We start from the raw sequence: 26,087 nt of genomic DNA on the forward strand, positions 1-26,087 counted from the left end.
AGCGGGTCGTCCGGCGGCGTCCCGCCGTCATCTCGGCGTCATCTTCGCTCGACGGCGTTGACAGGGCGCCCTCATTCCATAGTATCCGCGCGCGCCGCCCTTCGAGGCGGCGCTTTGCTTTCCGGTCGATCGACCCACTCGACCGCGACGGAGACGAGATCGTGACCTCCTCGCTGCTGCCGACCTACGCCCGGGCCAAGGTGTCCTTCGAGCGCGGTGAGGGCGCTTGGCTCATCGCCCGAGACGGCTCGCGATACCTCGATTTCGGCGCCGGCATCGCGGTCAACTCGGTCGGCCACGGCCATCCGCATCTCGTCGCCGCGCTGACCGAGCAGGCCCAGAAGGTCTGGCACGTCTCGAACCTGTTCGAGGTGCCGGAGGCCGAGCGGCTGGCCCAGCGGCTGACCGACGCGAGCTTCGCCGACGTGGTGTTCTTCGCCAATTCCGGTGCCGAGGCCAACGAGGCCTGCATCAAGATGGCGCGCAAGTACCACGCCGCCGGCGGCCACCCGGAGCGCTTCCGGATCGTCACCTTCGAGGGCGCGTTCCATGGCCGGACGCTGGCCACCATCGCGGCCGGCGGCCAGCAGAAATACATCGACGGCTTCGGCCCGAAGGTCGACGGCTTCGACCAGGTGCCGTTCGGCGACCTCGAGGCTCTGAAAAGCGCCATCACCCCCGAGACCGCCGCCCTGATGATCGAGCCGATCCAGGGCGAGGGCGGCCTGCGGGTGGTCTCGCACGAGTGGCTGCGCACCCTGCGGGCCCTCTGCGACGAGCACGGCCTCCTCCTGATCATGGACGAGGTCCAGACCGGCATCGGCCGCACCGGCAAGCTGTTCGCCCATGAATGGTCGGGCGTGACGCCAGACATCCTGTCCTCGGCCAAGGGCATCGGCGGCGGCTTCCCGATGGGCGCCTGCCTCGCCACGCGCGAGGCCGCCCGCGGCATGACGGTCGGCACCCACGGCACCACCTTCGGCGGCAACCCGCTCGCCATGGCGGTGGGCAACGCCGTGCTCGACATCGTCCTGGCGCCGGGCTTCCTCGACCACGTGCGCCGGACCGGCCTGCTCCTGAAGCAGCGCCTCGCCGCCCTCAAGGATCGCTATCCCGACGTGATCGACCAATTGCGCGGCGAGGGCCTGATGATGGGCCTGCGCCTCGTCGTCACCAACACCGATTTCGCCGCCGCCGCCCGGGACGAGCACCTCCTGGTGATCCCGGCCGGCGACAACGTCGTGCGCCTCCTGCCCCCGCTGACCATCGGCGAGGACGAGGTGGCCGCGGCGATCGACAAGCTGGAGGCGGCCTGCGCCGCCATGGAGACGAGGGGCCGGAGGGCCGCCGAGTGATGAATGCGCCCGTGAAGATCGCGCCGGCCCCCCGGCATTTCCTCGACCTGACCGACTTCTCGAAGACCGAGCTGCGCACGGTCCTCGATGCCTGCGCCGAGCTGAAGCGCCGCCGCCGCAGGGGCGAGCCGCCCGCCGAGCGTCCGCTCGCCGGCAAGTTCCTCGGCATGGTGTTCGACAAGCCCTCGACCCGCACCCGCGTCTCCTTCGACGTGGCGATGCGGGAGCTGGGCGGCGAGACCCTGATGCTCACCGGCCGGGAGATGCAGCTCGGCCGCGGCGAGACCGTCGCCGACACCGCCCGGGTCCTGTCGCGCTACATCGATGCGATCATGATCCGCATCCTCGACCACGGCATGATGCTGGAACTGGCCGAATACGCCACCATCCCGGTCATCAACGGCCTGACGAAGGACTCGCACCCGTGCCAGATCATGGCCGACGTGCTGACCTTCGAGGAGCATCGCGGCCCGATTGCGGGCCGCACCGTCGCCTGGTCGGGCGACGCCAACAACGTGCTGGCCTCCTGGGCCCACGCCGCGGCGCGCTTCGACTTCACGCTCAACGTCGCCTGCCCGCCCGAGATGCCTGTGCCGGAGAGCCTGATCGCCCGGGCCAAGGCCGAGGGCGCACAGCTCAACATCACCGCCGACCCGTTCGAGGCAGTGGCGGGGGCCGATGCGGTCGTCACCGATTGCTGGGTCTCGATGGGCGACGAGGACGAGGCGCACCGCCACAACCTGCTGATGCCCTACCAGGTCAACGGCCGGCTGATGGCGGCGGCCGCCAAGGACGCGGTGTTCATGCACTGCCTGCCGGCCCATCGCGGCGAGGAGGTCACCGCCGAGGTGATCGACGGGCCGCAATCGGTGGTGTTCGACGAGGCCGAGAACCGGCTGCACGCCCAGAAGGGCATTCTGGCGTGGTGCCTCGGGGCGGTGCCCTGAGGGACCGATATCCTCTCGGTCGTTCCGTGGTCGCGCAGCGAGGCCCGGGACGACCGGAAGGGTGTCAGGTCCGCCGGGACCCGGCGGATGGGCTTCGACGCTCCCGCCCAAGAGATCACTCACAAGGGGATCACTCCCGAGGGATCGCCCCCAAGCGACGACCCCCAAGCGACGACCCCTTCGAAAATATCGTCCGACCCTCCATATAGCGGGATACGCCGGTCTCTCGCCGCGGCGTCTCCCGCCCCTCGCTCCGCCGGCCCGCTCCCCGCGGGGCTCTGCGGTGCGGCTCGCGCGGAAGGCCCCTCGCCGGGAGACCTTCAGATCGTGCGCGAGAGCCGGCTGTCAGCCACGCCGGCGGCGGTGAGAGCATGTCCGACACCTCTTCTTCCCAAGGTCCCGCTTCTCGAGCTTCCGAGGGCCGCGACGACGCGATCCTGCCCTTCGCGGTCGAGCCCCTCGACGTGCGCGGCCGCGTCGTGCGCCTCGGCCCGTCCGTCGACACGATCCTGCGCCGGCACGGCTACCCCGAGACGGTGGCCCGCCTTCTCGGCGAGGCCGCGGCGCTGACGGTGCTGCTCGGCTCCTCGCTGAAGTTCGAGGGGCGGTTCCAGCTCCAGACCAAGTCGAACGGTCCTGTCGAGATGGTGGTGGTCGATTTCGAGGCGCCCGACCGGGTGCGGGCCACCGCCCGCTTCGATGCCGGCCGCGTCACGGAGGCCGGCCCCCGCGCCGGCACCGCCGAGCTTCTCGGCCACGGCCACCTCGCCATGACCATCGACCAGGGCTCGGCCCAGAGCCGCTACCAGGGCGTGGTGGCGCTGGAGGGCCAGGGCTTCGAGGAGGCGGCGCACCAGTATTTCCGCCAGTCGGAGCAGATCCCCACCCGGGTCCGCCTCGCCGTCGCCGAGCAGGTCGAGGGTGAGGGCGGGAACTGGCGGGCCGGCGGCCTGCTGGTGCAGTTCCTCCCGCACTCGCCCGACCGCGCCCGCCTCGCCGACCTGCCGCCCGGCGACCTGCCCGAGGGGCACGCGCTCCTCGACGACGCCGCGGCGCGGGAGGACGATGCCTGGGTCGAGGCCAAGTCCCTGGTGGCGACGATCGAGGATCACGAGCTCGTCGATCCGACCGTGTCGAGCGAGCGCCTGCTCTACCGCCTGTTCCATGAGCGCGGCGTGCGGGTGTTCGAGGCGCAAGGCGTGCACGAGGCCTGCCGCTGCTCGCGCGAGCGGGTGATGGGGATGATCCGCAACTTCTCGCCCGAGGAGCGCCGCGACATCGTCGGCGAGGACGGCCGCATCGGCATCACCTGCGAGTTCTGCTCGCGGCACTACGACCTCGACCCGGCCGAGGTCGAGGCCGAGATCGCCGGCGGCGCCGAAGGCTGAACGCGGGGTCGGCCCCGGGCTCACGCCGCGAAAAGGACGGGCACGGCGGAACTTTTCGCACCGCAACCGACTCATCAAGCGCCCGAGCGTGTCGGGCGCTTGATGCCGGAGCCGTCGATGTCCCGCCCCCTCCTCGCCGCCGCGTTCCTTCTCGTCGCCGGCGCCAGCGCCGGCCTGGCGCAGGATGCGAGCGGCCCGAAACCCGTTCCGGGCACCCCCGCCACCCTCAACAACGACCTGCGGCCGACCTTCGTCGCCCAGGAGCCGAGCGACCTCATGGCCTCGAAGATGATCGGCCAGAGCATCGTGAACGGCGCCAACGAGACCATCGGCTCGGTGGCCGACATCGTGCTCGGGCCGGATCTCGCCGTGAAGTCCTACGTCGTCGGCGTCGGTGGCTTCCTGGGCCTCGGCACCAAGTACGTCTCGGTGGCGCGCGAGGCGCTGCAGGTCACCCGGGTCGACGACAAGACCCTGAAGGCCGTGATCAACACCGACAAGGACCAGCTCCGCGCCGCGCCGGAATACGTCTATCTCGGCCAGCAGCCCGCGAAGGCCGACGCTGCCAAGACGAGCGATGCAACGAAGACCGATGTGCCGGCGGCCACCGGCACCACCACGACCCAGCCGGCCCAGCAGTAAGGGATCCGCTCTGGCGGGACGGCGGCGTGCGTGGCACGCTGCCGTCCGGACCAACGGCCGGACACCCGCCTTGCCCGTCGACCTCTATCTCGGCTTCGTCGCCGCCACGATCGTCCTGATCCTGATCCCAGGGCCCAACGTCGCCCTGATCGTCGCCAACAGCGTGGCCCATGGCAGCCGCTACGGGCTCGTCACGGTGGCGGGGACCAGCGTGGCGCTCACCGTTCAGCTCGCCCTCACCGTCGCCGGCCTGTCGGCGATGCTGAGCATCATGGCGACGTGGTTCGAGGTGCTGCGCTGGCTCGGCGTCGCCTACCTGCTCTGGCTCGGGATCAAGGCTTGGCGCGCGCCCGCGATCGATCTGGCGAAGACCGCGCCGGAGCCGCGCGCCGCCCGGGCGATCGCCTTGCGCGGCTTCCTCGTGGCGCTGACCAACCCGAAAACACTGCTCTTCTTCGGCGCCTTCCTGCCCCAATTCGTCAGCCGCGACGCCGCGCCCCTCGGGCAGCTCGCGCTCCTGGCCGGGACCTTCCTGGTGCTGGCGATCGTCTTCGATACCGTCTGGGCGATGGCAGCGGGCCGGGCGCGGACCCTGCTGGCGCGCGGGCGCTGGCGCAACCGGGTCACGGGCGGGTTGCTGCTCGGGGCCGGCCTGGGGCTGGCGCTGGCGCGGCGGCCGTGAGTTTTTTGGAATCCGGAGTTTTCGGAAGTAGGACCCGTCCCCTCTCCCGTGTGGGAGAGGGGCCAGGGCTGAGGGTAACACGCTTCTGTGTGAGTCTCAGACCGCCGCGCTGCCAGCACCACGTTCAGAGCTTTGCCCTGAAGCGCCCCACCTCCGCGCGATCGGGTCTTGAACTGCAGACGGTCGCGAACCCCGGGCGCTCGCCCTCACACCGGGCTCCACCCCGCCGCGCAATCCCGCACCAGCTGGCGCAGGAACGCTTCCCCCGCCTCCAGCGCCGCGAGCGTGATGTACTCGTCCGGCTGGTGGGCCTGGTCGATCGAGCCCGGGCCGCAGACGACCGTCGGCAGGCCGGCGAGCTGGAAGCGGCCGGCCTCGGTGGCGTAGGGCACCGTGATGGTGTGGTTGCGGCCGGCGAGCCGCAGGGCCAGGCGCTCGGCCGGGGAGCCGGGCTCGGGCGCGAGGCCCGGCACCGCGGCGTCCTCCTCGGTCTCGACGCGGCCGTAATCGCCGAAGCGGTTGAGGCGCTCGCGGGTCACCCGCTCGACTTCCCGATCGAACAGGGCCGGGATCTCGTCGCGGGGCAGATCCGGCAGGCCGCGGAACTCCCACTGGAACTCGCAGGCCTTGGGCAGGATGTTGCGGGCGGTGCCGCCCCCGATCACCCCGACATGGACCGTGGTGTAGGCCGGATCGAACCGGCCGCTCGCGTCGCCGCGGGCCGCCATCTGGTCGGCGATGCGGTTGAGGCCCGCCACCAGCTCGGCCGCCGCCATCACGGCATTGGCGCCGAGCGCCGGCTTCGAGGAATGCGCCTCGTGCCCGTGGACGGTGGTGCGGTAGGTGTAGATGCTCTTATGGGCATCCGCCACGTCGAGGTCGGTCGGCTCGCCGACGATCACCGCGCCCGGCCGCGGCAGGTCCTGGCCGAAGCGGGCGATCACGTCGGCGACGCCGAGGCAGGTCAGTTCCTCGTCGTACGAGAGCAGGATGTGGATCGGCGTCTTGAGGTCGGCCGCCAGCATCTCCGGCACCAGGGCGAGGCAGAGCGCGTCGAAGCCCTTCATGTCGACGGCGCCGCGGCCATAAGCCCGGCCGTCGGCGATGCGCAGGGTGTAGGGATCGCTGGTCCAGGTCTGGCCGGCCACCGGCACCACGTCGGTATGGCCCGACAGCACCACGCCGCCGTCCCGCATCGGCCCGATCGTGGCGAAGAGCGCCGCCTTGTCGCCGGCCTCGTTGGGGGCGATCACGTAAGGCACGCCCCAGGCGTCGAGATACTCCGCCACCCAGTGGATCAGCGGCAGGTTCGATTTCTGGCTCTCGGTGTCGAAGGAGACCAGCCGGGCGAGGAGTTCGAGCGGGGTCAGGCGGGAGCCGGTCTTGGTCATCGGGGCGGGCAGTCTCGTGCGAGGGGCGAAAGGCCCGGTTTAGCCCAAGCCCTCCGGTCCCGACAGCCGCCCCCGCGCAAGCGCCCCCAGACGCCGGAGCACGGGTGCCCCTGGAGCGGCGCCCGATCGCGTTGCCGTCGGACGCCGCTCCCGATGTTGTGCTGCCGCATTTTCCGCGACGAACCGGGATCCGCTTCCGCCGGGAGATTCTCTAGTGCATCACCCGGCGCACATGCGGCGAATCGAGCGAGAAGGCCGGGATCGCCGCCTCGAAGCTGCGGCCGTCGGCGGTCGCCATGGTGTAGGTGCCCTCCATGGTGCCGTCCGGCGTCGGGAGGGGGCAGCCGCTGGTGTAGCTGAACGACTCTCCGGGCCCGAGCACCGGCTGCTTGCCGACCACGCCGGCGCCACGCACCTCCTGCAGCTCGCCGCGCCCGTCGACGATGCGCCAGTGGCGGGAGCGCAGCTGGACCTGCTCGCTGCCGTTGTTGGTGATCTCCACCGTATAGGCGAAGAAGTAGCGTCCGCTGTCGGGCGAGGATTCTTCCTCGACGAAGCGCGGCTGCACGGACACGCTGATGCCGCGGGTCTCGGCCTTGTACATCAGGGAACCTCCGCTGGCGGCCCGCGCGAAGCGCGACGGCCGACGGGGGGCGTGGTACGTCCGGCCTTCCGGATCGTCAATCGCCGGCCGTCGCGGTCGGTAATCCTGCACGAGGTGCATCACCCGGTCATGAGGCTTCTCGTCCTGTCCACAGGGCTCGCCGCYGCCGCGGCCGTGTCCCTGCGCGCCGACCTCGCGGCCCTCGCCCTGCTCGCCGCCTGGGGGGCGTCGGTGCTCGCCGCCGGGCGGCGGGCGGGGGAGGGGCCCTGGATCCGCGGCGCGCTCGCCCTCGCGCTGGCCTGGCGCGCGCCCGGCGGCCCGGCGGCGGCGCTCGTCGCGGCGTTGCTCCTGGAGATCGCGGCGGCGCGGCTGACTGCGTTCACCGCCGCTCGTGCCGGGACCGCGCTGCCCCGGCCCGACCTGCATTCGCTGATCCTCGCCGGCGGGGCAGGGGCCGACCTCGTCGCGGCCGCGAGCTTCGCCGCCATGATCCTGTGGCCGGACCGGCTTGCGCCGATCGCGAGCGCGCTCGCCGGACTCACCGCCATGGGGGCGATCGCCCGGGCGAGCCTGGCCGTCGCCGTGATGAGGGGCGTCCGCGACGAGGCGTGAGACTCTTCACCTCATCGAAACCCTGGCCTACCACAAGGGACCATCGAGGCAGGGGACCGTCGAGGATGGACAGGTCATGGTGACGCTCGAAGACGGGATTCAATCGGCGGAGAGCATCGCGGCGCTCGCCGCCGCCGGCGTGATCCGGCCCGCGGCGCCGTTCGCGGACGACCAGATCCAGCCGGCGAGCCTCGACCTGCGCCTCGGCGCCCGCGCCTGGCGGGTGCGGGCGAGCTTCCTGCCGGGCCGCACCCGCGACGTCGCCGCCTGCCTCGCCAAGCTGAAGCTGCACGAGATCGACCTGCGCCAGGGCGCCGTGCTGGAAACCGGTTGCGTCTACATCGCCGAGCTGCAGGAAGGCCTGGCCCTGCCGCCGGACCTCGCGGCGAGCGCCAATCCGAAAAGCTCGACCGGGCGGATCGACGTGTTCACCCGCGTCATCACCGATCAGGCGCGGGAATTCGACATGGTCGAGGCCGGCTATGCCGGACCGCTCTTCGCCGAGATCTCGCCGCGCACCTTCCCGGTCCTGGTGCGCACCGGCTCGCGCCTGTCCCAGCTGCGCTTCCGCCGCGGCCAGGTGCGGCTCGACGACGCGGCGCTGGCCCGGCTGCACGCGGCCTCGCCGCTGGTCGATTGCCCCGATCCCTCGTTCCAGGGCGGCGTCGCGGTCTCGGTCGATCTGTCGGGCTTCGACGGGCTGATCGGCTATCGCGCCAAGCGCCACACCGGCCTCGTCGACGTCGACCGGCCGCGCTCCTACCCGGTGGCCGATTTCTGGGAGCCCCTGCAGGCCGACGGCTCCGGCACGCTGATCCTCGACCCGGGCCAGTTCTACATCCTGGCCTCGAAGGAGGCGGTGCAGGTGCCGCCGGACTTCGCCGCCGAGATGGTGCCGTTCGATCCCCTGGTGGGCGAGTTCCGGGTCCACTACGCCGGCTTCTTCGATCCGGGCTTCGGCCATGCCGAGGCCGGGGGCAGCGGCGCCCGGGCGGTGCTGGAGGTGCGCTCCCGCGACGTGCCGTTCATGCTGGAGGACGGCCAGATCGTCGGCCGCCTCGTCTACGAGCGCATGGCCCGGCGCCCGGCCGCCCTCTACGGCAGCGCCGCCGGCTCGAACTACCAGGCGCAGGGGCTGAAGCTCTCGAAGCATTTCGTGTGAGCCTCGCATCTGCGCGACCGTCCCGTGACCAAACATCGAGTGGCGCAGAAAGAAGGGCCCTGATCTCAGCGCGATCGGGCCCTTCTTTCTGAAGTCCGCCGAGGTTCAAGCGGCCTTCACCCGCCCGAGGAAGCTCGTCACCTCGTGCCGCAGCATCTCCGATTGGCGTGACAGCTCCTGCGCCGCATCCAGGACCCGGGAGGCCGCGTGGCTGGTCTGGCCGGCGCCGTCGCGCACGCCGGCGATGTTGCCGGTGACCTGCTCGGTGCCGCGGGCCGCCTGCTGCACGTTGCGGGTGATCTCCTGCACGGCGCTGCCCTGCTCCTCCATCGCCGCCGCGATGCTGGCGGCGTAGGTCGACATGTCCTCGATCACCTTGCCGATCTGGCGGATGTCGCCGACCGTCGCGCGGGTCGCCTCCTGGATCTCGCCGATCCGTGCGCCGATCTCGTCGGTCGCCTTGCCGGTCTGGCCGGCGAGCTCCTTGACCTCGGCGGCGACGACGGCGAAGCCGCGGCCCGACGCACCCGCCCGGGCCGCCTCGATGGTGGCGTTGAGCGCCAGCAGGTTGGTCTGGCTCGCAATGCTCGACACGGTGGCGACGAAGTCGCTGATCCGCTCCGCCGTCCCGGCGAGACGCTGCACCGTCGCGTTGGTGCGTGCGGCATCCTCCACCGCGCGGGCGGCGATCCGGGACGATTGGTTGACCTGCTGGACGATCTCCTGGATCGAGGCGGTCATCTCCTCGCTCGCCACCGCGACCGTCTGGACGTTCGCGGAGGTCTGCGACGCGGCGCCGGCCACCGTCACGGTCTGGCGGGTCGTCTCCTCGGCCACGCCCGACATGGTGCGCGCCGTCGCCTCCATCTCGGTCGCGGCGCCGGAGAGGCCCGCGGTGAGGCCCGACACCGTCTGCTCGAAGTCCCGCGCCAGATCGTCGACGAGGCGGGCGCGGCGCATCCGGGCCTCGTCCTCGGCGGCCTGGGCAGCGGCCAGCCGCTCCGCCTCGATGGCGTTGCGCTTGAACACCTCGACGGCCTTCGCCATCGCCCCGATCTCGTCCCGCCGGTCGAGGCCTGCGACGACGATCGTCTTGTCGCCCTCCGCCAACCGCCCCATCAGCGTGGTGATCGCCCGGATCGGCGAGACCAGGGTGCGCGAGACCATCAGTGCCATCAGGCCGGCGAGCGCGAGGCTCGCGGCGGCCCCGATCGCGGTCATCGCGAAGGCGAGGGCGAAGCTCGCCTCCTGATCCTTCATGCGACCGGCCATCAGGTCCGTCTCTGCCGCCCTGATCTCCGCCGCCTTGGCCCGCAACGCATCCATCATCGCCTTGCCGGCCCCGCTCGCCTCGAGGGCGCGGGCCTGCTCGCGGGTGCCCGCTTCGGCCATCAGCGCGATCTCCTTCCCGGCCACGTCGCGGGTCCAGGCTGCGGCGCTGCGATCGAGCGCGTTGAGGCGCGCCTGCTGCGCCGGGTTGTCGGCCGTGAGGCGCCGGGCCTCGTCGAGGGCGGTACGGTAGGCCTGCTGCCCCTCCCGGTACGGGGCGAGGAAGCCGGGATCGGCCGAGACCAGGTAGCCGCGCAGGCCGGTCTCCTGGTCGATCATGCCCGCGAGGATCCCGCTGACGCTGAGGAGCACGTCGTGGGTGTGGTCGGTCGCGTCGATGCGGTCCCGGATCGTGCGGAGGCTGCCGTAGCCCACCGTACTCAGGGCCAGGGTGACGGCGACGAGGGTTCCGAAGGCAAGGCCGAGCTTGGGGAGGATTCTCAGATCGTTGAGCGCACGCATCGCTGCTCGTCAGGCGAGGATCGCAGAAGGGACCGGCTGCGGATCGGCTGCGTCGGGCCGACGCAGGACGAAAATGCCGATCTCGAAGTTAACGAGATGCTGCAGCGAGAATTGGCCGCCGCGAGATGGTCGTCGCTTAACGGTTACAAATATACGGGGCGACAATCGAAAATTGAACTGCCGTGCGGGTGCATCCGCTCGAAGAGAGAAAAAGCTTCATACGTTACGAACGTCATAATTCCGGAGTGATCGCCGTCCGCCTATGTCCGACAGATTAGGACAGCCGGCAGCGGCACGGGATACCGGGCGGCATCTCCATGGCGGCGGCAGCGAAGGTCTCGCCGCCGGCCGGCGTTTCAGCCTGACGCCGCCTCGTCGAGCAGCCACACGGTCTCACCCCAGGCCTGCGCGTGGCCGGACGGCAGGTCCTCGCCGGCGGCGAGGCGGGCGAGCGGGGCGCGCTTGCCCGCGCCGGTCACCAGGAACAGGATCAGCGGCGTGGCACGCAATGCCGGCAGGGTCAGGCTCACCCGCGGCACGAAGGGGGCGAGACCCGCCTCCGGCACCGCCACCACCCAGGCCGCCGCCTCCCGCGCCTCGGGCTTGCCCGGGAACAGCGAGGCGGTGTGGCCGTCCTCGCCGAGACCGAGGAGCACGAGGTCGAAGAGCGGCCGGGCGGGGTCGAGCCGATCGGCGCCGTACCAGGCCCGCAGCTCCGCCGCGTAAGCCTCGGCGCAGTCCTGCGGCGCGCGGTCGGTCGGGATCGGGTGCAGCCGGCCTTCGGGGACGAGGCTCCCGAAGGCGTCCTGCGCCAGGCGCCGGTTGCTGCCGGCCTCCGGCCCGTCGCCGACGCGCTCGTCGCCGAAGAACCAGTGCAGGCGCTCCCAGGGCAGGGCTTCGCGAAAGTCCGGCCCGGCGAGCAGCCGGTAGAGGAGCTTCGGGGTCGAGCCGCCCGACAGGCAGATCCCGACCTGTCCTTCCTTGGCGGCCGCGACCGCGACCAGCCGCTCGGCCGCCGCCCGGGCGACGGCGTCCGCGTCGGGCAGCACCTGATGCGCGCTCACGACTGGTGCTCCAGCGAGCGCCAGGCGCGCCCGTCGCGCGTCAGCAGGTCGTCCGCTTGCCTGGGGCCGGCGCTGCCGGCCGTGTAGGGGATGGTCGCCAGTTCACCCTGCGCCGCGGCGTCGAGGATCGGCTGGACGATGCGCCAGCCGGCCTCGATCATGTCGGCGCGCTGGAACAGCGTCGGGTCGCCGATCATCGCGTCGTAGATCAGGGTCTCGTAGCCGGTGCTCGGCTCGGTCTTGAAGTAGTCCTTGTAGCAGAACCGCATGTCGACGCTGCCCAGCCGCACCGCCGGGCCCGGGATCTTGGCGCCGAATTGCAGCGAGATGCCCTCGTCGGGCTGCAACTGCAGCACCAGCCAGTTCGGCACGTCCTCGCGGACGTTGGTACCCTTGAACAGCGAGAGCGGCGCCTGCTTGAAGCGGATCGCGATCTCGGTGTCGCGCCGGGTCATCGCCTTGCCGGTGCGGAGGTAGAACGGCACCCCGGCCCAGCGCCAGTTGTCGATGCCGAGCTTGAGGGCCACGAAAGTCTCGGTGTCGCTGTCCTTGGCGACGTCCGGCTCCTCGCGGTAGTCCTTCACCGTCTTGCCCTGGACCTCGCCCGCCGTATAGCGGCCCCGCACCGCGTCCTCGATCCGGGCGGAGGGGGTGGCGAGCAGCACCTCCTCCTTCTTGTCGCGCACGGCCTCGGCCTCGAACGAGATCGGCGGTTCCATCGCCACCAGCGTGTAGAGCTGGAACAGGTGGTTCGGCACCATGTCGCGCAACGCGCCGGTGGCCTCGTAGAACTTCCCCCGGCCCTCGACGCCGACGGTCTCGGCGACGGTGATCTGCACGTGGTCGATGTGGTCGCGGTTCCACAACGGCTCGAACAGGCCGTTGCCGAACCGGAACGCCATGATGTTCTGCACCGTCTCCTTGCCGAGGAAGTGGTCGATGCGGAAGATCTGGTCCTCGGACAGGACCTTCAGGATGTCGGCGTCGAGCCGTTCTGCGGACGGCAGGTCGTGGCCGAACGGCTTCTCGATGATGACCCGGCGCCAGCGCCCCTCGCTCTCCTCGGTCAGGCCGGCCTCGCCGAGCTTGGCGATGGTCGGCCCGAACAGGCTGGCGGCCACCGCGAGGTAGAACAGGACGTTGCCGCCGTCCTGCCGGCCGGAAACCTCGGCGACGGCGCCCTTCAGCTCCGCGAAGGAGGCGGAATCCGACAGATCGCCCGAGCGGTAATGGACCCGCCCGACGAGGTCGTTCCACACGCCCTCGTCGAACGAGCCGCCGCCGGCCTCGCCGCCCTTGGCGGTGATGAAGCCTCGCACGGTCTCGCTCAGCTCGGAGCGGAACTCCTCCGACGACATCTCCGAGCGGCTGACGCCGATCACGGAAAAGTCCTTCGGCAAGAGGCCCCAGCGGCCGAGATTGTAGAGCGCCGGCATCAGGAGCCGGTGGGTCAGGTCGCCGGTCGCCCCGAAGATCACCAGGGTGCAGGCGGGCGGGGGCGCGGCCCCCTCGGCCATGGCGGAGGTCATTTCGGCTCCTGGTGGCCGCCGAAGCCCTTGCGCATCGCCGAGAGCAGCTTGTCGGCGTAGGTCGCCTCCTGGCGCGAGCGGAAACGGGCGTAGAGGGCGGCCGACAGCACGTGGGCCGGCACCGCCTCCTCGATCGCGGCGTTCAGCGTCCAGCGGCCCTCGCCCGAATCGGCGACGTGGCCCGAGAAGGCGTCGAGGTTCTCGTCGCCGGCGAGCGCGGTCGCGGTGAGGTCGAGGAGCCAGGACGAGACCACGCTGCCCCGCCGCCATACTTCGGCGATGTCGCCCATATCGAGGTCGAAGCGCTGCGCCTCCGGCAGCTCGGCCGAGTTGGCGTGCTTGAGGATGTCGAAGCCCTCGGCATAGGCCTGCATCAGGCCGTACTCGATGCCGTTATGGACCATCTTGACGAAGTGGCCGGCGCCGCTCGGGCCGGCATGGATGTAGCCGTGCTCGGCGCGGGGATCGCGCCCGTCGCGGCCCGGGGTGCGCGGCACCTCGCCGAGACCGGGAGCGAGCGTCGAGAAGATCGGGTCGAGGCGGTCGACGGCCGCCTTGTGGCCGCCGATCATCATGCAATAGCCGCGCTCCAGGCCCCAGACGCCGCCGGATGTGCCGACGTCGACGTAGTGCAGGCCCTTCTCGTGGAGGATGGCGGCGCGGCGGATGTCGTCCTTGTAGAACGAGTTGCCGCCGTCGATCACGACGTCGTCGGGCTGCATCAGCTCGGCGATCGTCATGACCGTCTGTTCGGTCGGGTCGCCTGCCGGCAGCATCACCCAGGCGGTGCGGGGCACGTCGAGCTTCGCGACGAAATCCTCGAGGCTGTCGGCGCCGACCGCGCCCTCCTGCACCAGGGCCGCCACGGCCTTCGGATCCCGGTCGAACACCACCGCGGTGTGTCCGTTGCGCAGGAGCCGGCGGACGATGTTGCCGCCCATCCGACCGAGACCGACCATGCCGAGTTGCATCACGTCACTCCTCGCCGGCGAGGCCGGGGCCGGCGGCCCGTGGGCGTTCAGGCCCATCATATCGTCTGGCGCAGTCCCCCCTCGCCCATACGGGGGAGGGGGGACGCGGGGCGCCAGCCCTAACTAAGCGCCGACTTCAGCCGGTCGAGCCCCTTGGCCACATCGCCCTTGATGTGGACGCGCAGGGCCCGGCGTCCGCGCTCGGAGAGCACGCCGAAATCGCCCCGCGCCTGCGCGGCGATCACGGTGGCGAAGCCCAGGCTGCGGCCCGGGATGGCGAGGTCGGGGGCCTCCGAGGTGATCTGGAGGAAGACGCCGCTGTCGGGCCCGCCCTTGTAGGCCTGGCCGGTCGAGTGCAGGAAGCGCGGACCGAACTCGGCGCAGGTCGCGACGTGCTTGGCCTCGCGCAGGGCCACCCGGGCCTCCTGGAGCGGCTTGAAGTGCTCCGGGTTGCGGGTGACGTAGGCGAGCAGCGCGACGTAATCGCCGGCACCGATACGCCCGACCTGGGCCTTGATCCAGCTCACCGGATCGGCGCCCGCCCCGGCCTTGCGCAGGGCCTCGGCATTCGCTGCGTCGGTGTAGAGGGCGAAGCCGTCATCCTCCGCCACCGGAGTCTCGGCCGGCAGGGCGCCGCTCGTCTCGGCGGCGGAGAACAGCTCGCGGGTCTTGATCTTGCTCGCCTCGACGTCGGGCTGGTCGAACGGGTTGATGCCGAGCACCGCGCCCGCCACCGCCGTGGCGATCTCGAAGCGGAAGAATTCCTGCGGCAGGCTCGCCTTCGAGGCGAGGCCGATCCGCACCACCGGGTGGCCGGCCTCCTCCAGCGCCTTGACGGCCGCGTCCTGGCCGGCCTCGGCGCCGTCCTCCAGGCGCAGGTAGACGAAGACCCGGTCCTTGCCGTAGGCGGCGGGCGCGGCGAGGGGCTCGTCGTCGATCGGGATGAGGCCCTTGCCCTCCTTGCCGGTCGATTCGGCGATCAGCTGCTCGGCCCAGGCGCCGAAGGTGCCGATGCCCGGGGACGCGATCAGCGTGACCTTGTCGCGGCCCTGCTCGGTCGCGGCCTTGCCCAGCACCAGGCCGAGCTGCACGCCCGGGTTCAGGTCGGGCGGCACGTCGGAGCCGCAGGAGCGCACCATGGTGCGGGCGCTCGCCAGGAACGCCGCGACGTCGAGGCCCATGGCGGCCGCCGGCACGAGGCCGAAGGCCGAGAGCACGGAATAGCGCCCGCCGATCTGCTTCACGCCGTAGAAGATGCGCCGGAAGCCGTCCTCCTTCGCCGCCTTCTCCATCGCCGAGCCCGGATCGGTCACGGCGACGAAGTGCCGGCCGGCTTTCTCGTGCCCGACCACGTCGCGCATCCGGCCGAGGAAGTAATCGCGAAACACGTTGGGCTCGAGGGTCGAGCCCGACTTCGAGGCGACGATGAACAGGGTGCGCTCGAGGTTCACCGCCGCCTCGACCGCCCGGACCTCGTCCGGATCGGTCGAATCGAGGATGCGCAGGCGCGGGAAGCCGGGCTGCGGGCCGTAGGTCTCCGCCAGCACCTCAGGCCCGAGGCTGGAGCCGCCCATGCCGAGCACCACCGCGTCGGTGAAGCCCTCCTGCTTCACCTCCGCCGAGAAGGCGGCGTAGTCGGCCGCATGCTCGGCCTCGTCCTCGACGATGGTGAGCCAGCCGAGCCATTGCGCCTCGTCGGCGCCGCTCCATACGCCGGCGTCGCGCTGCCACAGGCGGCGCACCAGCCCGTCCTTGCGCCAGGTCTCGATCGCTGCCTTCACCGCCTCGTCGAGGCTGCCGAGCGCCAGGGCCTGCCGGTCGAGTCCGGTCCCGATGAAGGTCTGGCGCTTGCCGGCGACCGCGCCGAGCAGCTTGTCGGCGGCGTCGATGAAGAGCTGCACGCCCTCCTCGACGAGCCGGCGGGCCACCGCGTCGATGTCGATGCCCGCCTTGGCGAGATGCGCCATCACCCGCTCGGCCTCGTCGATGCCCTCTTCCAGGCTCGCCCGCACCTTTCCGTGATCGCGGAAGGCGTCCATCGTCGCCGGCGGGATGGTGTTGACGGTGTTGGGGCCGATCAGCTCCTCGACGTAGAGCACGTCGGAATAGGCCTTGTTCTTGGTTCCGGTCGAGGCCCAGAGCAGGCGCTGCGGATGGGCGCCCTTGTCGGCGAGCTTCTGCCAGCGTTCGCCGGCGAACAGCCGCTTGTAGCGCTGATAGGCGAGCTTGGCGTTGGCGATCGCCACCTTGCCCTTGAGGCCTTCGAGCGCCGCCTTCTCGTCCGGGTCGTTGGCGGCGGCAATCCTCTCGTCAAGGAGCTTGTCCACCGCCGCGTCGATGCGGCTGATGAAGAAGCTCGCCACGCTGGCGATCCGGCCGACATCGCCGCCGCCCGCAACGAACTTTTCGAGGCCCTCGATATAGGCCTTCGCCACCGCCTCGTAGGTCTCTTGCGCGAAGAGCAGCGTGACGTTGATGTTGATGCCGTCGGCGGTGAGGTCGCGGATCGCCAGAATGCCCTCCGGGGTCGCCGGCACCTTCACCATCAGGTTGTCGCGGGCCACCGCCTTGTGCAGGCGCCGGGCCTCCGCCAGCGTCTCGGTGGTGTTCAGCGCCAGGTAGGGCGACACTTCGAGGCTCACGAAGCCGTCTTGGCCGCCGCTGGCTTCGTAGACCGGGCGCAGCACGTCGGCGGCGGCCTGGATGTCGGCGATGGCCAGCCCCTCGTAGAGGTCGATCACCCGCTCGTCGCCCGCCGCCTTGAGGGCGTCGTCGTACTCGTCCGAGTGGCCGATCGCCTTCTCGAAGATCGCCGGGTTCGAGGTCACCCCGCGCAGGCCGTCCTCGTCGACCAGCCGCTTCAGCCCCCCGTCCTGGACGAAGCCCCGGGCCACGAAATCGAGCCAGACGGCCTGGTCCTGTTCGGCGTGCAGCCTCTTGAGCGGGTTCATGCCTGGGTCTCCGCGTGTTTGCCGCAGATGTGGACCGCAGGTGGGTTCTGTCCAGGGGGGAGGGGCGAGAGAAGCTTGGCCGTTCACGCGAAAAGCGCGCGGACCGGGCGTCCGGTCAGCGCCGTGCCGGCCAGAAAGCCGCGGCGGCGACGAGCACCCAGCCGAGGATCAGGATCATGCCGCCGCTCGGCGCCGCCATCGGGAAGAGCGGCGCCTGTAGGAGCGCCCGCACCGAGAGGTCGCCGGAGAACAGCGCGAGGCCGAGGGCCAGGGCGAAGCCCGCCGCCCGCGCCGGACCGGGATGCGACCGCCCGCTGCCGGCCATCAGCGCGAGGCCCAGGAGGGCCGGGGCGTGGAACAGCAGGAACTGCGCCGCCGTCGCGAGGCTCGTCGCCCCGGCGATATGGGCGGCCGCCGCCGACAGCCCGACGCCGAGCGCACCGGCGAGGCCGGCGAGGGCCAGCAGGATCCGGTCGGCGAGGTGCATCCGGTCGGCGGAGGTCATGCCTCGCCGCGCTCGGCGAGGAGCCGGGCGATGCTGGCGCGTAGATCCGTGACGCCGTCGTCGGTGCGGCTCGAGGTCAGGATGATCTCGGGATAGGCCGCCGGCCGGCGGGCGATGGCCGCCGCCGTCGCGTCGAGCCGGGCCTGGATCTCGTGCTTCTTGAGCGCGTCGGACTTCGTCAGCACGATCTGGTAGGAGACCGCAGCCTTGTCGAGCCCGTCCAGCACCTCGGCGTCGTTCGGCTTGATGCCGTGGCGCGAGTCGATCAGCACGTAGACCCTGGCGAGGTTGGCCCGGCCGCGCAGGTAGGAATGGATCAGCTCGGTCCAGGCGGCGACCTTCGCCTTCTCGACCGCGGCGTAGCCGTAGCCCGGCATGTCGACGAGGACGAGCTTGCCGCCGCCCACGTCGAAGAAGTTGAGCTGCTGGGTGCGCCCCGGGGTGTGCGAGGTGCGCGCCAGCGCGTTGCGGCCGGTCAGGGCGTTGATCAGGCTCGACTTGCCGACGTTGGAGCGACCCGCGAAGGCGATCTCGTGCCCCCGCATCGGCGGCAGGATCTCGAGCTTGTCGGCGGCATAGAAGAAGTCGGCGGTGCCGGCGAAGAGCAGCCGCCCCGCTTCGCGCAGGGCGGCCGCCTTCTCGGCCTCGGCAAGGGTCTCGGACTGAGGCTGGTCCTGCATTCTCAGCTCTTGGCCTTCGCCGTCTTCGGCGCGCGTGAGAACGTCGAGCGCAGGTTGTCCCACAGCTCCACCTTCACCCCGTTGCGCCGCATGATCACGTATTGCTGGATCACCGACAGGGTGTTGTTCCAAGCCCAGTAGATCACAAGGCCGGCCGGGAACGAGCCGAGCATGAAGGTGAAGATGATCGGCATGAAGGTGAAGACCTGGGCCTGGACCGGGTCCGGCGGCGTCGGGTTCATCTTCATCTGCACGAACATCGTGATGCCCATGATGATGGGCCAGATGCCGAGGTGGAGGAAGTCCGGCGGGGTGTAGGGCAGGAGACCGAACAGGTTGAAGATCGAGGTCGGGTCCGGCGCCGCGAGGTCGCGGATCCAGCCGAAGAACGGCGCGTGCCGCATCTCGATGGTGACGAACAGCACCTTGTAGAGTGCGAAGAAGACCGGAATCTGCACCAGCACCGGCCAGCAGCCGGCGACCGGATTGATCTTCTCCTTCTTGTACAGCTCCATCATTGCCTGCTGCTGCTTCACCTTGTCGTCGGCGTAGCGCTCGCGGATGGCGGTCATCTCCGGCTGGACGGCCTTCATCTTGGCCATCGAGACGTAGGAGCGGTTGGCGATCGGCAGGAAGAGCAGCTTCAGCATGAATGTCACGACCAGGATCGAGACACCGAAATTGCCGAACAGCTTGTAGAAGAAGTCAAGCGCGAAGAACATCGGCTTGGTGATGAAGTAGAACCAGCCCCAATCGATCAGCAGGTCGAACCGCTTGATGCCGAGCGACTTCTCGTAGCCGTCGATGGTGCCGACCTCCTTGGCACCGGCGAAGAGGTGCTGCCGCGCCTCGACGGTGGCGCCGGGCGCGAGCGACTTGGCCTCGCCGAGGCTGCTCGCCTGGTAGACCTTGGTGGCGCCCTCGTCGCGCTCGGTGAACGAGCCGGTATAGGGGGTCTTCTGGTCCGGGATGGTGGTGGCGGCCCAGTACTTGTCGGTGATGCCGAGGAAGCCGCCGGTCACGTTGGCCCAGGACTGGCCGCGGGTGCCGGGGGCGCCCATCGGGTTGTCCTTGGCGAGCTTGTCGTAGGTGACTTCCTGCAGGCCCTGGTCGCCGAGCACGCCGATCATGCCCTCGTGCAGGACGTAGTAGCCCTGCGTGTGCGGCTTGCCCCAGCGCGAGACGAGCCCGTACGAGTAGAGGGTGACGGGGTTGCCGCCCTTGTTCTCGACCGCGTCGGCGACCGTGAACATGAACTTGTCGTCGACCGAGATGGTGCGGCGGAAGGTGAGGCCGGCGCCGTTGTCCCAGGTCAGCACGAGGGGCTTCTGGGGCGTCAGCAGGTCGCCCTCGGCGGTCCACAGCGTGTCGCCGGTCGGCAGCGGGCCGGCATTCTGGCCGACCCAGCCGAACTCGGCATAGTACGGGTTGGCCGAGCCGGTCGGCGAGAGCAGCACGATGCGCGGCGAGTTCTTGTCGACGGTCTCATGGTAGTTCTTCAGCGACACGTCGTCGATGCGGCCGCCCTTCAGCGCCACCGAGCCGGCCAGCGCCGGGGTGTCGATGCGCACGCGCGGCGAGCGGGCGAGCGCCTCCTCGCGGGTCGCCGCCAGCGCCGGGCTGCCGCCGGGCGCGCCCGGCAGGGTGCCGGCCACCGGCGCGGCGGGGCCGCCTTCGCGCGGGCTCGCCGCCGGGCCGTCCTTTGCCGCTTGCGCCTGCTTGGCGGCCTGCTCCTGACGCTGGCGCTCCACCTGCGGCGCGCTGACGAAGTAGTTCCAGCCGAGCAGCACCGCCAGCGACAGCACGACGGCGATGATCATGTTCGTCTTGTCGTTACCCATGGACCCGCGACGCCTGCCGCCTAAAGAGCGGGACCGAGGGCGGGCCTGGCAGCCCGCATCCCGGCCCTCACGACCAACACGACGAGGCGATTCCGGCTGCCCGGGATCGCCTCACGAATTCCGTTTCGGGGCTGCCGGCCCCGGTCCCGAGGCTGTCCCCGGCCTGTCCTTGCCCTTGCCGGTGCCTTTGCCGCGCCCGGGTCTTCCGATGGGCCTGTCGCCCCCGGCGGAGGACGGCTTCGGGCTGTGCGGCTTCGTCACGACGCCGAGAGCCTGCCGGACGTCCTCGACCAGCTGGGCGAAGGACGCCGCCAGGGCGTCGCGCCGGCCGATCAGCACCACGTCGACCGCCTTGTCCCGGTGGCTCTCGCCGGCCTGGGCCGCCGCGACCTTGAGGCGGCGGCGAATGCGGTTACGCTCGGTGGCGTGGCCTTCGCGCTTCGTCACGGTGAAGCCCACGCGCAGGCCGCCCGGCGGACCATCGTCCCGCAGGCGGCCCTGTGCCGTCAGGCGCTCGGTATGGAAACGGCGGCCCTTGGCCGCCGCCAGATAGTCCGGGCGCCGGGTGATCCGGCCGATCCGCGGCGGGCCGCCGGGCCTCGCGGCGCTCTCCGGCACCGCGCGCCGGCCTTACGCCGAGAGGCGCTTGCGGCCGCGGGCGCGGCGGGCAGCGATGACCTTGCGGCCGCCGACGGTGGCCATGCGGGCACGGAAGCCGTGGCGGCGCTTGCGCACGAGCTTCGACGGTTGATAGGTTCTCTTCACGGCTCGTTCTCCGAAGGCCGGGGCCGGCCCGCGCGTCGCGCTGCCGAGGCCCTCGTGGTCCAGAATGTCTCGACGAAAGCGAACCGCGCCCGAATGGGGCGCGGTCACGTCGCGCCGGTGTATGGCGGAATGGCCCCCGTGAGTCAATCGCGTTAAGGATCGCGGGAAGGACCATTCCGGGCGTCCGCGACGGGCGCCCGCGGAGGAGACGCCGATGTTCGACGACGCCGACAACCGACCGCGGCCGCAAGGTCAGCACCAGATCGGCCAGGACCTCTCCGCCCTGTCGGTCTCCGACCTTGGCGAGCGGATCGAGGTCCTGCGCCGCGAGATCGCCCGTCTCGAGGAGGACCGGCGCCGCAAGCAGGCCTCGCAGGAGGCGGCGCGGGCGGCGTTCAAGTTCTGAGACGCGCGGGTTCCGAAACGGGACGGGGCGTGTGCCGTTCTGGGGCCATGCCCCGTCAAAGCCGGACGATGCGGGAAATCTCCTCTTCCCGCGGGTGGGGAGAGGCCTGAGTTCCGGAGACGCTCGGGATGCCCGCAGGGCGATGGTGAGGGGAGCGGACAGAGCCTCGCTCGTCCGGCAGCCCGCTCACCCCCGCTCCGGCCGCTCCGCGCTTCTCGTGTCACCGTCCGGGGAGCACGACGCTCTCCCGGGCCGCTTGGAGAGGGAAAACCAGCGTATCATCCCGTGCCGATCGGCCGGGGCCGTCACCGCCCTTCGGCGTACGCCGCTTCCGCCATCCGCTTGCGCCCCGGGCGCTTTTCTCCCCCCGTCGCGCCCGCGTTAACCATTTTTTAAGCCTTCCGGGCGATAACCAAACCCGTCCAGCTTTCTGGATGTCGAGTGGTCTCTGTCCACTCTGTTTGATGCCTCCCTGTACGACTCATTCAGCCGCCCCCGTGGGGCGGCTTTCTTTTTTCCGGCTCCTCTCCGGTCCGCCCGCCCCTCGTCCCAGCGGAATTTTCCGTTTCCGTCCGGATCGACCGTCCCCCGTCCGCGTTGACGTTAAGGTTAACGATTGGTTGACGGCGCGCGTCCCGCGCTCTGGCGCTATCGTTGCGCCAGACAGCCCGAGCGCACCGTGAATGTCCCGTATCGAGGCGGGGCCGGCGTCGCGGTGGCACAGGAGGGATCATGGGCGTGATGGACGTGATGTTTCGGGACGAGCAGCCCACCGTGCGCTTCGGCGAGACCTTCGTGGCCTCCGAGGGGTTCAAGATGCTGTTTCGCGAGGGCATGACCCTGGTGGAGGAGACCGCCGCCTATCTCGACGGTCCCGGCCGCGACGAATCGCGCCTGCTCGCCCGCCACGCCGCCCTGACCTATGCCAGCGAGAGCATGCGGCTCACCACCCGGCTGATGCAGATCGCCTCGTGGCTCCTGGTGCAGCGCGCGGTGTCCGAGGGCGAGCTGAGCCTGAGCGAGGCCGCAGAGGAAAAGACCCGGGTGCGCCTCACGGCTGTCGAGCCGAACGAGACCGCGCCGGTTCTGGTCGCCGAGCTGCCGCTTTCGCTCCAGGCCCTGATCGGCCAGTCGAAGCGGCTTCATGCCCGCATCCTCCACCTCGACAAGCTGATCTCCGACGACCGTCCGACGCCCGAGCCCCGGGTGAGCCCGGTCTTCGCCCAGCACGACATGCTGCGGGTGGCCTTCGGCTGAGACGGGCCGGGGAGGGCGCCCGGCGCTTCTTCCCCCCGGCAACGGGCCCGGGTTTCGGGCATGAAAAAAGCCCCGGCCGCGAGGCCGGGGCTTTTTTCGCGCGAAGCAGAGGCGGTGAAGCGTCGTCCCGGAGGCTTACTTCTTGCCGAACGAGATGCCGGCGAAGCGCGAGTTGAAGCGCGAGAGGCGGCCGCCGCGATCCATGAGCTTCTGCTCGCCGCCGGTCCAGGCCGGGTGCGTGCTCGGATCGATGTCGAGGTTCAGGGTGTCCCCCTCCTTGCCGTAGGTGGAGCGGGTCATGAAGGAGCTGCCGTCGGTCAGCACCACCTTGATGAAGTGGTAATCCGGGTGCTCGGTCGCCGTGCGGGCGACCTTGGGGGTCGCGACCGACTTGCCGGCGGGGATCGCCTGCTTGGCGACGGGGGCTGCTTGCTTTGCCATGACGAATTCCTAGAGTGCGACCCGCGCCGAACGCTCCGCTTCGGGCCGCGGCCATTGATCGCGCGTAATCGGATGAGCGGCGGCCTATACCTCACCTCCGTGCGCCAAACAAGCGCCGGCACCCCGGACACCACGACAGTTCAGATGGCACGTTCCGATACAGCCCGCCCCCGCGCGTCCCTCGGGGCGCTGAAGCCCCTCGTTCCCTTCGCCGCGCGCTACAAGGGCCGCATCGCCGCGGCGATCGTGGCGCTGATCGCCGCCTCGGGGGCGACCCTGGTGGTGCCGGTCGCGGTGCGGCGGGTGGTGGATCTCGGCTTTTCCCACGGTGAGGTCGGGATGATCGACGCCTATTTCGGCGGGCTGATCGGGGTCGTGGCGGTGCTCGCGGTCGCGAGCGCCGGCCGCTACTACTGCGTCGTGACCCTCGGCGAGCGGGTGGTGGCGGATCTGCGCGCCGCGGTGTTCGCCCGCCTCACCACCCTCGATCCCGCCTTCTTCGACCGGGCGCGCAGCGGCGAGCTGGTCTCGCGCCTGACCGCCGACGCCGCGCAGGTGAAATCGGTCTTCGGGGTCTCGCTCTCGATCCTCCTGCGCAACCTGTTCCTGTTCACCGGTGCGGTCGGCATGATGGTGTGGACGAGCCCCCGGCTCTCGGTGCTGGTGCTCGCCGCGATCCCGCTCATCGTCTTCCCGCTGATCCTCTCAGGCCGCGGCGTGCGCCGCCGCTCGCGGGCGGCGCAGGACCGGCTCGCCGACGCCTCGGCCTTCGCCACCGAGGCGGTGGGGGCGGTGCGCACCATGCAGGCCTTCGGCATGGCCCCGGCCACCGCCGCCCGCTTCGCCGCCGCCTCCGAGGAGGCGTTCCTGGCCTCCCGCGGCTCGGCGCGGGCGCGGGCGCTGCTCACGGGCGTGGCGATCTTCCTGATCTCGGCGAGCGTCGTCGGCGTGCTGTGGTACGGCGCGCAAGGGGTCGCCGCCGGCACGATCACGGCCGGGCAATTGTCGCAATTCGTGCTCTACGCGGTGTTCGGGGCAAGTGCGCTCGGCCAGCTCTCCGAGGTCTACGGCGAGCTGACGCTGGCCGCCGGCGCCGCCGAGCGGCTGGGCGAGATCCTCGACACCGTGCCGGCGATCGGCGCGCCGGACCGGCCGCGGCCGCTGCCGGTGCCGCCCCGCGGCGAGATCGCTTTCGAGCGGGTGCGCTTCCATTACCCGACGCGGCCCGAGCACGCGGCGCTCCACGAGCTCAGCTTCGCGGTGGCGCCGGGCGAGCGCGTGGCGCTGGTCGGCCCCTCGGGTGCCGGCAAGAGCACGGTGCTGCAGCTGCTGCTGCGCTTCTACGACCCGGAATCCGGCGCGGTCCGGATCGACGGGGTGCCGGTCGACGCCGTCGACCCTGCGGTGCTTCGCGCCCGCATGGCCCTGGTGCCGCAGGACCCGACCGTGTTCAGCGGCAGCATCCTCGACAATATCCGGTACGGCCGGCCGCAGGCCAGCGAGGCCGAGGTGGAGCGCGCCGCGGCCCAGGCCCATGCCGCCGGCTTCATCCGCGCCCTGCCGCAGGGCTACGCCACGCTGGTCGGCGAGCGCGGCGTCACCCTGTCGGGCGGCCAGCGCCAGCGCATCGCCATCGCGCGCGCGATCCTGAAGGATGCCCCGATCCTGCTCCTCGACGAGGCGACCTCCGCCCTCGACGCCGAGAGCGAGCGGGCGGTGCAGGCCGCCCTCGACGTGCTGATGAAGGGCCGCACCACGCTCGTCATCGCCCACCGCCTCGCCACCATCCGGGCCGCCGACCGCATCCTGGTGCTGGAGGACGGCCGCATCGCCGAGCAGGGCACGCACGACGCGCTGCTTGCCCGCGGTGGGCTCTATGCGCAGCTCGCGGCGTTGCAGTTCGGCGCCGGGGTGGACCTGGCGGGGGAGCGGCAGGCGGCGGAGGTATGAATCGCCCCGACCCCCTGCACGAAGCGACATCCGCTGGGTCATTCCGGGGCCGCGCAGCGGAGCCCGGAATGACCCGACGGATGTCAGGATCGTGTGTTGAACGCCTTGACCGGGCCGCGGGGTGTCCTCACCGTTCCGTCAGCTTCATCTCGATGCGCCGGTTGCGCGCATAGGCTTCCTCGCTGGTCCCGGCGTCGAGCGGCTGGAACTCGCCGAAGGCCCCGGCGAGGAGCCGCTGCGGTGGGATGCCCTTGCCCACGAGGTACTGCACCACCGCGATGGCGCGGGCCGCCGACAGCGCCCAGTTGGACGGGAATTGCGGCGAGTTGATCGGCCGCGAATCGGTATGGCCGTCGACGCGCAGCACCCACGGGATGTCGGCCGGGATCTGGCGGTTGAGTTCCAGGATCGCGCCGGCGATCCGGTCGATCTCCGGGCCGGCCTCGGGCTTCAGCACCGCCTGGCCGGCCGAGAACAGCACCTCGGATTGCAGCACGAAGCGGTCGCCGACGATGCGGATGTCGGGGCGGTTGCCGAGGATCTGGCGCAGGCGGCCGAAGAAGTCGGAGCGGTAGCGCGCCAGCTCCTGCACCCGCTGGGCCAGGGCGACGTTGAGGCGGCTGCCGAGATCGGCGATGCGGGCCTGGCTCTCGCGGTCCCGGGTCTCGGAGGCGGCCAGCGCGTCCTCCAGGGCCGCGAGCTGCTGGCGCATCGCCGAGATCTGCTGGGTCAGGAGGTCGACCTGGCTGAGCGCCCGGGAGGCGGCGCCCTTCTCGGCGTCGAGCTGGCGGCCGAGCTCCGCCGCCTTGCCCTGCGCGCCCTGGTCGGCCGCGAGCAGCCCCTGCAGCCGCGTCCGCTCGGCCTCCGAATTGGTGAGGTTCGCCCGCAACGAGGCGGCGCTCTCCTCCAGCGCCCGCTTGCCGGAGCGCTCCAGCGCCAGGAGGTCGGTGAGTTCGGAGATCTGGCGGTTGAGCCGTTCCAGCACCGTGTCGCGGCCGGACAGCTCCTGCGACAGGAAGAACTGGCCGGTGACGAAGATGGTGAGCAGGAAGACGACCGAGAGCAGCAGCGTCGTCAGGGCGTCGACGTAGCCCGGCCAGACATTGAGGGCGCGGTCGCGCCGGGCGAGGCGGCCGGCCATTACTCGGGGATC

Annotated in this window: 24 protein-coding genes; 10 read left to right on the top strand and 14 right to left on the bottom strand. The window is 70.9% G+C overall.

Going from position 1 to position 26,087, the window contains the following annotated elements; all coding sequences use genetic code 11:
* Nucleotides 1–161: 161 nt before the first annotated feature.
* The 5 genes from G4G93_RS05465 to G4G93_RS05485 all read left to right on the top strand — a co-directional run bounded on the left by G4G93_RS05465 (nucleotide 162) and on the right by G4G93_RS05485 (nucleotide 5,014).
* A complete protein-coding gene (locus G4G93_RS05465; protein WP_165081954.1) occupies nucleotides 162–1,355 on the top strand; it encodes an aspartate aminotransferase family protein in 1,194 nt (397 codons plus the stop codon).
* A complete protein-coding gene (gene argF, locus G4G93_RS05470; RefSeq protein WP_165081956.1) occupies nucleotides 1,355–2,302 on the top strand; it encodes an ornithine carbamoyltransferase in 948 nt (315 codons plus the stop codon). The genes G4G93_RS05465 and argF overlap by 1 nt, the downstream gene beginning before the upstream one ends.
* A 371-nt stretch (nucleotides 2,303–2,673) precedes the next feature.
* Nucleotides 2,674–3,690 (top strand): Hsp33 family molecular chaperone, encoded by a 1,017-nt coding sequence (locus G4G93_RS05475; RefSeq protein ID WP_165081958.1) that lies wholly within the window; start codon nucleotides 2,674–2,676, stop codon nucleotides 3,688–3,690.
* Nucleotides 3,691–3,807: 117 nt separating this feature from the next.
* The gene (locus G4G93_RS05480) at nucleotides 3,808–4,332 is read left to right on the top strand and encodes a PRC-barrel domain-containing protein (RefSeq protein WP_165081960.1); all 525 of its coding nucleotides are present in this window, start codon (nucleotides 3,808–3,810) and stop codon (nucleotides 4,330–4,332) included.
* 70 nt (nucleotides 4,333–4,402) lie between these two features.
* Nucleotides 4,403–5,014: a LysE family translocator gene (locus G4G93_RS05485; RefSeq protein ID WP_246736553.1), complete on the top strand. Its 612-nt coding sequence runs from the start codon at nucleotides 4,403–4,405 to the stop codon at nucleotides 5,012–5,014.
* A gap of 206 nt (nucleotides 5,015–5,220) precedes the next feature.
* Here G4G93_RS05485 and argE read toward each other — a convergent pair whose 3' ends face one another.
* Complete coding sequence (gene argE / locus G4G93_RS05490; RefSeq protein ID WP_165081964.1) at nucleotides 5,221–6,405, bottom strand: acetylornithine deacetylase; 1,185 nt, start codon at nucleotides 6,403–6,405, stop codon at nucleotides 5,221–5,223.
* A 211-nt stretch (nucleotides 6,406–6,616) separates the two neighbouring features.
* Entirely contained in the window at nucleotides 6,617–7,009 is a 393-nt protein-coding gene (apaG, locus tag G4G93_RS05495; RefSeq protein ID WP_165081966.1) for a Co2+/Mg2+ efflux protein ApaG, read from the bottom strand.
* 129 nt (nucleotides 7,010–7,138) lie between these two features.
* On the opposite strand from apaG, the gene G4G93_RS05500 reads away from it, so the two are divergent.
* Nucleotides 7,139–7,621, top strand: coding sequence for a hypothetical protein (locus G4G93_RS05500; protein WP_165081968.1), 483 nt, complete (start codon nucleotides 7,139–7,141; stop codon nucleotides 7,619–7,621).
* Nucleotides 7,622–7,697: 76 nt separating this feature from the next.
* On the top strand, nucleotides 7,698–8,783 hold the full coding sequence (locus G4G93_RS05505) for a 2'-deoxycytidine 5'-triphosphate deaminase (RefSeq protein WP_165081970.1): 1,086 nt from the start codon (nucleotides 7,698–7,700) through the stop codon (nucleotides 8,781–8,783).
* A 105-nt stretch (nucleotides 8,784–8,888) separates the two neighbouring features.
* On the opposite strand, the gene G4G93_RS05510 is transcribed toward G4G93_RS05505, so the two are convergent.
* The 10 genes from G4G93_RS05510 to rpmH all read right to left on the bottom strand — a co-directional run bounded on the left by G4G93_RS05510 (nucleotide 8,889) and on the right by rpmH (nucleotide 20,880).
* A complete protein-coding gene (locus tag G4G93_RS05510) occupies nucleotides 8,889–10,574 on the bottom strand; it encodes a methyl-accepting chemotaxis protein (RefSeq protein WP_165081972.1) in 1,686 nt (561 codons plus the stop codon).
* A gap of 356 nt (nucleotides 10,575–10,930) precedes the next feature.
* Nucleotides 10,931–11,638, bottom strand: coding sequence for a 6-phosphogluconolactonase (gene pgl / locus G4G93_RS05515; protein WP_165081974.1), 708 nt, complete (start codon nucleotides 11,636–11,638; stop codon nucleotides 10,931–10,933).
* Nucleotides 11,635–13,167, bottom strand: a complete 1,533-nt coding sequence (gene zwf / locus G4G93_RS05520; protein WP_165081976.1) for a glucose-6-phosphate dehydrogenase — start codon at nucleotides 13,165–13,167, stop codon at nucleotides 11,635–11,637. Before zwf ends, pgl begins: the two co-directional genes overlap by 4 nt.
* Nucleotides 13,164–14,138 (bottom strand): phosphogluconate dehydrogenase (NAD(+)-dependent, decarboxylating), encoded by a 975-nt coding sequence (gnd, locus tag G4G93_RS05525; protein WP_165081978.1) that lies wholly within the window; start codon nucleotides 14,136–14,138, stop codon nucleotides 13,164–13,166. Before gnd ends, zwf begins: the two co-directional genes overlap by 4 nt.
* A 119-nt stretch (nucleotides 14,139–14,257) precedes the next feature.
* Nucleotides 14,258–17,089 (bottom strand): bifunctional transaldolase/phosoglucose isomerase, encoded by a 2,832-nt coding sequence (locus G4G93_RS05530; protein ID WP_165081980.1) that lies wholly within the window; start codon nucleotides 17,087–17,089, stop codon nucleotides 14,258–14,260.
* A gap of 115 nt (nucleotides 17,090–17,204) precedes the next feature.
* Entirely contained in the window at nucleotides 17,205–17,594 is a 390-nt protein-coding gene (locus G4G93_RS05535) for a DUF423 domain-containing protein (protein WP_395412819.1), read from the bottom strand.
* Nucleotides 17,591–18,274 (bottom strand): ribosome biogenesis GTP-binding protein YihA/YsxC, encoded by a 684-nt coding sequence (gene yihA / locus G4G93_RS05540; protein WP_165081982.1) that lies wholly within the window; start codon nucleotides 18,272–18,274, stop codon nucleotides 17,591–17,593. The genes G4G93_RS05535 and yihA overlap by 4 nt, the downstream gene beginning before the upstream one ends.
* 2 nt (nucleotides 18,275–18,276) lie before the next feature.
* Entirely contained in the window at nucleotides 18,277–20,115 is a 1,839-nt protein-coding gene (gene yidC, locus G4G93_RS05545; RefSeq protein WP_165081984.1) for a membrane protein insertase YidC, read from the bottom strand.
* Nucleotides 20,116–20,226: 111 nt separating this feature from the next.
* Nucleotides 20,227–20,733 (bottom strand): ribonuclease P protein component, encoded by a 507-nt coding sequence (rnpA, locus tag G4G93_RS05550; RefSeq protein ID WP_165081986.1) that lies wholly within the window; start codon nucleotides 20,731–20,733, stop codon nucleotides 20,227–20,229.
* Between the two features lie 12 nt (nucleotides 20,734–20,745).
* Nucleotides 20,746–20,880, bottom strand: coding sequence for a 50S ribosomal protein L34 (gene rpmH, locus G4G93_RS05555; protein WP_010300405.1), 135 nt, complete (start codon nucleotides 20,878–20,880; stop codon nucleotides 20,746–20,748).
* A gap of 214 nt (nucleotides 20,881–21,094) precedes the next feature.
* Here rpmH and G4G93_RS05560 point away from each other — a divergent pair, with 214 nt between their 5' ends.
* On the top strand, nucleotides 21,095–21,286 hold the full coding sequence (locus tag G4G93_RS05560) for a DUF1192 domain-containing protein (protein WP_165081988.1): 192 nt from the start codon (nucleotides 21,095–21,097) through the stop codon (nucleotides 21,284–21,286).
* A gap of 732 nt (nucleotides 21,287–22,018) precedes the next feature.
* Nucleotides 22,019–22,543, top strand: coding sequence for a DUF1465 family protein (locus tag G4G93_RS05565; RefSeq protein ID WP_165081990.1), 525 nt, complete (start codon nucleotides 22,019–22,021; stop codon nucleotides 22,541–22,543).
* 135 nt (nucleotides 22,544–22,678) lie between these two features.
* Here the strand turns inward: G4G93_RS05565 and rpmE are convergent, their stop codons facing one another.
* Nucleotides 22,679–22,948: a 50S ribosomal protein L31 gene (gene rpmE, locus G4G93_RS35765; RefSeq protein ID WP_312891730.1), complete on the bottom strand. Its 270-nt coding sequence runs from the start codon at nucleotides 22,946–22,948 to the stop codon at nucleotides 22,679–22,681.
* 180 nt (nucleotides 22,949–23,128) lie between these two features.
* Here rpmE and G4G93_RS05575 point away from each other — a divergent pair, with 180 nt between their 5' ends.
* Entirely contained in the window at nucleotides 23,129–24,934 is a 1,806-nt protein-coding gene (locus G4G93_RS05575; protein ID WP_165081994.1) for an ABC transporter transmembrane domain-containing protein, read from the top strand.
* Nucleotides 24,935–25,061: 127 nt separating this feature from the next.
* Here the strand turns inward: G4G93_RS05575 and G4G93_RS05580 are convergent, their stop codons facing one another.
* Nucleotides 25,062–26,075 (bottom strand): peptidoglycan -binding protein, encoded by a 1,014-nt coding sequence (locus G4G93_RS05580; RefSeq protein ID WP_165081996.1) that lies wholly within the window; start codon nucleotides 26,073–26,075, stop codon nucleotides 25,062–25,064.
* Nucleotides 26,076–26,087 lie beyond the last annotated feature (12 nt).

The organism is Methylobacterium sp. DB0501, from assembly GCF_011043735.1.
Lineage (GTDB): Bacteria > Pseudomonadota > Alphaproteobacteria > Rhizobiales > Beijerinckiaceae > Methylobacterium > Methylobacterium alsaeris.